The 7,014-nt window shown below is 76.8% G+C and carries 7 protein-coding genes; 6 read left to right on the top strand and 1 reads right to left on the bottom strand.

Annotation, left to right across the window (positions count from 1 at the left end; genetic code table 11):
- Nucleotides 1–112: 112 nt before the first annotated feature.
- The 6 genes from GTQ99_RS17395 (at nucleotide 113) to GTQ99_RS17370 (ending at nucleotide 6,214) form a co-directional block, all read left to right on the top strand.
- Entirely contained in the window at nucleotides 113–1,303 is a 1,191-nt protein-coding gene (locus GTQ99_RS17395) for a CE1758 family FMN-dependent luciferase-like monooxygenase (protein WP_166616991.1), read from the top strand.
- The gene (locus GTQ99_RS17390) at nucleotides 1,300–1,848 is read left to right on the top strand and encodes a MarR family transcriptional regulator (protein WP_166616990.1); all 549 of its coding nucleotides are present in this window, start codon (nucleotides 1,300–1,302) and stop codon (nucleotides 1,846–1,848) included. The genes GTQ99_RS17395 and GTQ99_RS17390 overlap by 4 nt, the downstream gene beginning before the upstream one ends.
- An 86-nt stretch (nucleotides 1,849–1,934) precedes the next feature.
- Nucleotides 1,935–2,798 carry an aldo/keto reductase gene (locus GTQ99_RS17385; protein WP_166616989.1) on the top strand — a complete coding sequence of 288 codons (864 nt, stop codon included), beginning with the start codon at nucleotides 1,935–1,937 and terminating at the stop codon, nucleotides 2,796–2,798.
- Between the two features lie 122 nt (nucleotides 2,799–2,920).
- A complete protein-coding gene (locus tag GTQ99_RS17380; protein ID WP_166616988.1) occupies nucleotides 2,921–3,814 on the top strand; it encodes an ABC transporter ATP-binding protein in 894 nt (297 codons plus the stop codon).
- On the top strand, nucleotides 3,811–5,448 hold the full coding sequence (locus tag GTQ99_RS17375; protein WP_205707689.1) for a hypothetical protein: 1,638 nt from the start codon (nucleotides 3,811–3,813) through the stop codon (nucleotides 5,446–5,448). Before GTQ99_RS17380 ends, GTQ99_RS17375 begins: the two co-directional genes overlap by 4 nt.
- Before the next feature lie 103 nt (nucleotides 5,449–5,551).
- On the top strand, nucleotides 5,552–6,214 hold the full coding sequence (locus tag GTQ99_RS17370; RefSeq protein ID WP_166616987.1) for a 5' nucleotidase, NT5C type: 663 nt from the start codon (nucleotides 5,552–5,554) through the stop codon (nucleotides 6,212–6,214).
- Here the strand turns inward: GTQ99_RS17370 and GTQ99_RS17365 are convergent.
- Nucleotides 6,211–6,900, bottom strand: coding sequence for a response regulator (locus GTQ99_RS17365; protein ID WP_166616986.1), 690 nt, complete (start codon nucleotides 6,898–6,900; stop codon nucleotides 6,211–6,213). The genes GTQ99_RS17370 and GTQ99_RS17365 overlap by 4 nt on opposite strands.
- Between the last annotated feature and the right edge of the window lie 114 nt (nucleotides 6,901–7,014).

Here is a 7,014-nt window from a genome sequence, read left to right as displayed (position 1 = left end):
ACCCGGCGGCGGGAACACCCGCCCGGCACCCCGTGTTCTGCCCGGTGCGGATACATGACCGGTCATGCACCAGGCGGGCCGGGACCGCACGAGAGCGGAAGAGGTGAGGGCGGTGCAGTTCGGGATCTTCTCCGTCGGCGACGTCACGCGGGACCCGACCACGGGCCGGACCCCCAGCGAGGCCGAGCGCATCGACGCGATGGTGCGGATCGCCGTGAAGGCCGAGGAGGTGGGCCTGGACGTCTTCGGGATCGGGGAGCACCACAACCCGCCGTTCTCCTCCTCCTCGCCCACCACGTTCCTGGCCCACGTCGCCGCGCTGACCGAGCGCATCGTGCTCTCGACCGCCGTCACGCTGGTGACGACCACCGACCCGGTGCGCATCGCCGAGGAGTACGCCATGGCCCAGCACCTGGCCAAGGGCCGCCTCGACCTGACCCTGGGGCGCGGCAACACCGTGCCGGTCTACCCGTGGTTCGGCCAGGACGTCCGCCAGGGGGTGGCGCTGGCGATCGAGAACTACGACCTGCTGCACCGCCTGTGGCGCGAGGACGTCGTCGACTGGGAGGGCCGGTTCCGCGCGAGCCTGCAGGGGTTCACCTCCACGCCGCGCCCGCTGGACGGGGTCCCGCCGTTCGTGTGGCACGGCAGCATCCGCACGCCGCAGATCGCCGAGCAGGCCGCCTTCTACGGCAACGGGTTCTTCGCCAACAACATCCTCGCGCCCAACGGGCACTTCCTGCCGCTGGTGGAGCACTACCGGCAGCGGTTCGCCCACTACGGTCACGGGACCCCCGAGCAGGCGGTCGTCGGCCTGGGGGGCCAGGCGTTCATCGCCCGCCGCTCGCAGGACGCGTTCGCGGCCTTCCGCCCCTACTTCGAGGAGGCGCCGGTGTACGACCACAGCCGGTCGCTGGACTGGTACGCCCGCGAGACGCCGCTCAGCGTGGGCAGCCCCCAGCAGGTGATCGAGAAGACCCTGGAGTTCCACGACGTCTTCGGCGACTACCAGCGCCAGCTGTGGGTGGTGGACTCCTCCGGGCTCCCCCTGCCGGCCGTGCTGGAGCAGCTGGAACTGCTCGGCGGGGAGGTCGTCCCGGTGCTGCGCAAGGAGATGGCGGCGCGCCGCTCGCCCACCGCGGCGCAGGCGCCCACCCACGAGTCCCTCGTGCGCGCTCGCTACGGCGACGGCCCGGCCCGCCAGGCCCGCCCGAACCCCAACCGCGGTGACAACCTCACCGGCGCCGTCCCCTACCAGGACGGCGACGAGGCCGGCGCCGCGCGCCACCCTGTCCTGCGGTGAGCGCGAGCGGTGACGGGCGGGACGCCGGACCGGACGACGGCCGGGCGCGGCAGGACGTCCGGCTGGCCAACGAGGCGTGGGAGGCGCTCTTCCGCGCCCAGGCGGTGCTCGCCCGCCGCTTCCGCGACGACGACGTCTGGCACGAGGTCTCGCCGACCGAGTACGACGTGCTCTACACCCTCGCCCGGCACGAGGACGGGGCCGGGGACGCGGGCGGGCACGGGGACGGGCTGACCATGGCCCGCATCAACCGGGAGGTGCTGCTCACCCAGGGCGGCATCTCCCGGCTGGTCGCCCGCCTGCTCGAGCGCGGTCTGCTCGAGCGCCGCGCCGACCCCGGCGACCGGCGCGCCGCCCGCATCGTCCTCACCCCGCGGGGGCGGGCGGTGCAGCGCGCCGTCGGGCGCCGCCACGCGCGGGCCGTCAGCACCGCCATGACCGGCGCGCTCTCCCGCGAGCAGCTGCGGCAGCTGCGGGAGATCGGCCGGCGACTGGCCGGCGGCGACGCCCCCGGCGACGGTGGTGGTGGGGGCACGCACCCGTGAGCGCCGGGCCGCCCGCCCTGGTGCGCCGAGGCGCCCCCGCGCCCAGCGTCGGGGGCGTCGACGACCCCTCAGACGGGAGGACCCCCATGGCAGTGTCCGCCAGCGGCAGCATCGACCTCGGCGGCAGGACCGTCCACCGCCTCGGCTACGGCGCCATGCGCATCACCGGCCCCGGCATCTGGGGACCGCCCGAGGACCACGACGAGGCCGTGCGCGTGCTGCGCCGCTCCGTCGAGCTCGGCGTCACCTTCATCGACACCGCCGACTCCTACGGCCCGTTCGTCTCCGAGGACCTCATCCGCGAGGCCCTGCACGACGGCTCCGGCTACGGCGACGTCGTCATCGCCACCAAGGGCGGGCTGACCCGGCACGGCCCCGACGTGTGGCCGCCGCTGGGCCGCCCCGAGTACCTGCGCCAGTGCATCCTCATGTCGCTGCGGCGCCTGGGCGTGGAGCGCATCGACCTGTGGCAGCTGCACCGCATCGACGCGAAGGTCCCGCGCGAGGAGCAGTTCGGCGCGCTCGAGGAGTTCGTCGACGAGGGCCTCGCGCTGCAGGTCGGCCTCTCCGAGGTCGACGTCGAGGACGTGCGGGCCGCGCAGGCGGCCGGGCTCAGCGTCGCCTCGGTGCAGAACCGCTACAACCTCGGCGACCGGCGCGCGGAGGACCTGCTGGACTTCTGCGAGCGCCACGGCATCGCCTTCATCCCCTGGGCACCCGTCGACGCGGGCACCCTCGCCCGGCCCGGTGGCCCGCTCGACGCCGTCGCCGGCAACCACCCCGGCACCACCACCGGCCAGCTCGCGCTGGCCTGGCTGCTGCGCCGCTCGCCGGTGATCGTCCCCATCCCCGGCACCTCGACGGTCGCGCACCTGGAGGAGAACCTCGCCGCCGCCGACGTCGAGCTGAGCGACGAGGAGTTCCGGGTCCTCTCCGACGCCGGCCGCTGAGCACGTCACGGCCGCCGGGCGGCGCCCTGGTCAGCGGGCGCCGCCCGGCGTAGCGTCGACGCCGGTGTCCCGGGCGGCCGGGTCGGCGGCCCGGCAGTCCGCGACCCGGGAGGTCGGCGACGATGGACGGACCGGCGCTGCACGTCGAGCACCTCACCAAGCGCTACGGCGACCTGGTGGCGGTCGACGACCTGGACCTCGAGGTGGGCGCGGGGGAGGTGTTCGGCTTCCTCGGTCCCAACGGCGCCGGCAAGTCCACCACCATCCGCGTGGTGCTGGGGTTCACCCGTCCGCAGGCCGGCCGCGTGCGCGTCTTCGGCGTCGACGCCGCAGACGTCGTCCACGCCCACCGGCTGCTCGCGCACGTGCCGGCCGACGTCGCGCTGTGGCCGCAGCTGACGGGCGAGGAGGTCCTGCACCTGCTGGCCGCCACCCGCCCGGGCACCGACACCGCCTACCGCGCCGAGCTCGTCGAGCGGTTCGGGCTGGACCCGTCGAGACCGGCGCGCACGTACTCCACGGGCAACCGCCAGAAGGTCGCGCTCGTCGCGGCCTTCGCCACCCGGGCGCCGCTGCTCGTGCTCGACGAGCCGACGAGCGGGCTGGACCCCCTCGTCGAGCAGGAGTTCCGCGAGACCGTCCGGCGGGCCCGCGAGGACGGGCAGGCGGTGTTCCTCTCCTCCCACCAGCTCGCCGAGGTCGAGGCGGTGTGCGACCGGGTGGGGATCCTGCGGGAGGGCCGGCTGGTGGAGGTCGCCCCCGTCCGGCGGCTGCGCGCCCTGCACCGCGCCGAGTTCACCGTCGACTTCACCGGCCCGGCACCGCGGCTGTCCGGGCTGGCCGGGGTCGGGCCCGTCGAGGTGCTGGCCGCCGGGCGGGTGCGCTTCGCCGTCAGCGGCTCCCCGGCGGCGGCGCTGTCCGCGCTCGCCGCCGCCCGCGTCAGCGCCCTCGACGTGCGCGAGCCGGGGCTCGAGGAGGTCTTCCTGGAGCACTTCGGGCAGCGGAGCCCGCGGTGAGCGCGCCGGTGCGGGTGCCGGCGCCGGCCCCGGCGCCGGTCCGCGCGCGGGCGGCGGGGCGGGCGGTGGTGCTGCTGGCGCTGGAGCAGGTCCGCCGCGGCGCGCTCGTCGTGGCCCTGGTGGCCGCCGCCCTCACCGCCGTCGTGGCCGCCTCCCACGACCGCGTCGCCGGCGACCCCGCCACCACCGCGAGCCTGCGGGTGCTCGCCGGGAACCCGGCCGTGCGGGCCCTGTTCGGCGAGCCGGCGGCCCTGGGCACCGTGGGCGGCTACACCGCCTGGCGCGCCGGCACCGTCGTCGCCGTCCTGCTCGCCACCTGGGCCGTGCTGGTGACGACCCGCACCACCCGCGGCGCGGAGGAGTCCGGGGCCTGGAGCCTCCTGCTGTCCGGGTGCCTGCCCCTGCGCTCGGTCGTGGCCCGCCACCTCGCGGTGCTCGCCCTCGCACCGCTCGCCGTGGGCGCCGCCGTCGCGGTGGCGCTGCGGCTGGCCGGTGCGGGCACCGCCGCGGCCGCCGTGAGCGGTGCGGGCACCGCCCTCGTCGGCGTGCTCGCCGTCGCCCTCGCCGGGCTGAGCGCCCAGCTGCTGCCCACCCGCGGCGGCGCTGCGGGCGCGGCGGTCGGCGCGCTCAGCGCGGGGCTGCTCGTGCGGGCGGTCGGTGACGGCGTGGACGGGCTGTCGTGGTTGCGCTGGGCCTCGCCGTTCGGGCTGCTGGAGCTGAGCCGCCCCGCGGCGGGCGACCGGGTGGCCCCGCTGCTCGTCCTGGCCGTCGCCGCCACCGCGCTGGGGGCTGCGGCCGTCGCCGCAGCCGGTCGGCGCGAGGTCGGCGAGGGGCTGTGGAGCCGGCGGGCGGTGCGCCGCGCCCCCCGCGGCGGACTGGGGTCGGTGGAGGCGTTCGCGCTGCGCCGCTGCCTGCGCCCGGTGCTCGCCTGGTCGGCGGGGATCGGCGCCTACTACCTGCTCACCGGGCTCGTCGCCACGTCCGTCACCGGTTTCCTCGACGAGCAGGCGGGGTTCGCGGGCACCGCCGCCCGGGCCGGCTTCGGCGGCCTGGACAGCGTCGAGGGCTTCAGCGCGAGCCTCTTCGGCCTGCTGCCCGTCCCGGTGGGGGCCTTCGCCGCCGCCCGGCTGGCGGCCTCCACCGCGGCCGAGGCCGACCGCCGCTCGGTGCTCCTCGCCGCCCAGCCCGTCGGGCGGCTGCGCCTGCTCGGCGCCGAGCTGACCGCCACCACCGCCGGGACGCTGCTGCTGGTGAGCGTGGCCGCGGTGTGCACGTGGGCGGGCACGTCCATCGGCGGTGGCGGGTTGGGGCTGGGCGCGGCGCTGCGCGGCACCTGGAACACCCTGCCGGTGGCGCTGCTGGCCGCGGGCGCGGCGGCGCTGGCCGTCGGCTGCCTGCCGCGCGCCGTCGTCCTCGTGGGGCTGCTGCCCGTGGGGGGCGGGTTCCTGCTGCGGGTGGTCGCCGAGTCGGCGGGCGCACCGGCGTGGGTGGTGGACCTGTCCCCGTTCTCCCACCTGGCGGCGGTGCCGCTCGTGCCGGCCGACCGGGCGGCGGGCGCGGTGCTCACCGCCCTCGCCCTCGCGCTCGCCGCGGCGGGGGCGCTGGCCCACCGCCGCCGCGACCTGCTGGGCTGAGGCGCCCGCGCGGCGCGGGCGGCGGCCCCGCGCTTCACGAACGCGCCGTTCTTGCCGATGACCTGGGGCGGAGAGTTCCACCACCCGCAGGAGGGCCCGCCGCATGCTCGTGCTCGTCGACCAGGACCAGGTCCTGGCGGACTTCGGCCACGGCTTCGACACCGGCTTCCTGGCCGCCCACCCCGACGCCCCGCACCAGCCGCGCTCGCAGGCGCCCTCCTACTGGATCGAGGACTCCTACCCGCCCGAGTGGCACGAGCGCATCCGCGCGGTCTCCGCCGCCCCCGGCTTCTTCCGGGGCCTGCGCCCGTTGCCCGGCGCGGTCGCGGCGATGCACGCGATGCTCGCCGACGGGCACGACGTGCGGATCTGCACCGCCCCGCTGCGCGCCTACCGCCACTGCGTGCTGGAGAAGTTCGAGTGGGTCGAGGAGCACCTGGGCGCCGAGTGGACCGACCGCATGGTCCTCACGCGCGACAAGACGCTGCTGTCGGCGACCGCCGACGTCCTCGTCGACGACAAGCCCGACGTCGTCGGCTCGATCACCACCGCCGACGAGGACTGGACCCGGGTGCTCTTCGACGCGCCCTACAACCTCGCCCTGCCCGGCCCGCGGCTGAACTGGGGCACCTGGCGCGAGGTGCTGGCCGGCGTCGAGGCCGACCGCGCCGCGCGCGGGGTGCTGCGCGTGCCGCGCCGCCGCGTCCTGCAGGTGGGCCTGCCCACCCACGCGCCCGCGCGCACCGCGGTCGGCGCGGCCCGCTAGCCGTCCAGCAGCCCCGCGTCGTGAGCGACGATCGCGACCTGCACGCGGTTGTGCGCGCCCAGCTTGGTGAGCAGCCGGGACACGTGCGTCTTCACGGTCGCCTCGCTCATGAACAGCTCCTTGCCGATCTCGGCGTTGGACAGCCCCCGCCCCACCGCGCCCAGCACCTCGCGCTCGCGGTCGGTCAGCAGCTGCAGCCGCTCGGTGGCCTCGCGCCGGCGCGGGTTCACCGCGTCCGCGGCGTAGTGCCCCACGAGGCGGCGCGTCACCGTGGGCGACAGCATGGCCTCGCCGGCGGCGACCACCCGCACGGCCGCCACGAGCTCGCGCGGCGGGGTGTCCTTGAGCAGGAAGCCCGTCGCACCCGACTGCAGCGCCTGGAAGACGTACTCGTCGAGGTCGAACGTCGTCAGCATGACCACCGCGGGCGCCTGGGGGCGCTCGGTGATGGCCTTGGCCGCCGTCAGCCCGTCCATGACGGGCATGCGCACGTCCATGAGGACGATGTCGGGCCGGTGGGCGCTGACGCCCTCCACGGCCTGCGCGCCGTTCTCCGCCTCGCCCACGACCTCGATGTCGTCCGCGCTCGACAGGATCATCCGCAGGCCCGCCCGCACCAGCGCGTCGTCGTCGACGAGCAGCACCCGCGTCGGCCGTGCGCCCGCCTGCTCCGGTCCGCTTCCCACGTCCGCCGTCCCCTCACCGCTCCTGCGCCCGGCCGCCGACCGCGGGGGCGTGGGTGATCCTCGCATCCGGCGGGGTCCACGCGGCACCGCTGGCGCGACCCGCCCCGCCCCCGG

The sequence above is a fragment of the Kineococcus vitellinus genome (assembly GCF_009906315.1).
Lineage (GTDB): Bacteria > Actinomycetota > Actinomycetes > Actinomycetales > Kineococcaceae > Kineococcus > Kineococcus vitellinus.
Note: the sequence above shows the minus strand (reverse complement) of the source record. Positions and strands in the feature narration are given on the sequence as shown.

What these genes read in the sequence shown, in the direction of transcription:
- GTQ99_RS17385 (WP_166616989.1), top strand. Translation starts at nt 1,935, where the DNA reads ATGGCAGTGTCCGCCAGCGGCAGCATCGACCTCGGCGGCAGGACCGTC.
- GTQ99_RS17380 (WP_166616988.1), top strand. Translation starts at nt 2,921, where the DNA reads ATGGACGGACCGGCGCTGCACGTCGAGCACCTCACCAAGCGCTACGGC.
- GTQ99_RS17370 (WP_166616987.1), top strand. Translation starts at nt 5,552, where the DNA reads ATGCTCGTGCTCGTCGACCAGGACCAGGTCCTGGCGGACTTCGGCCAC.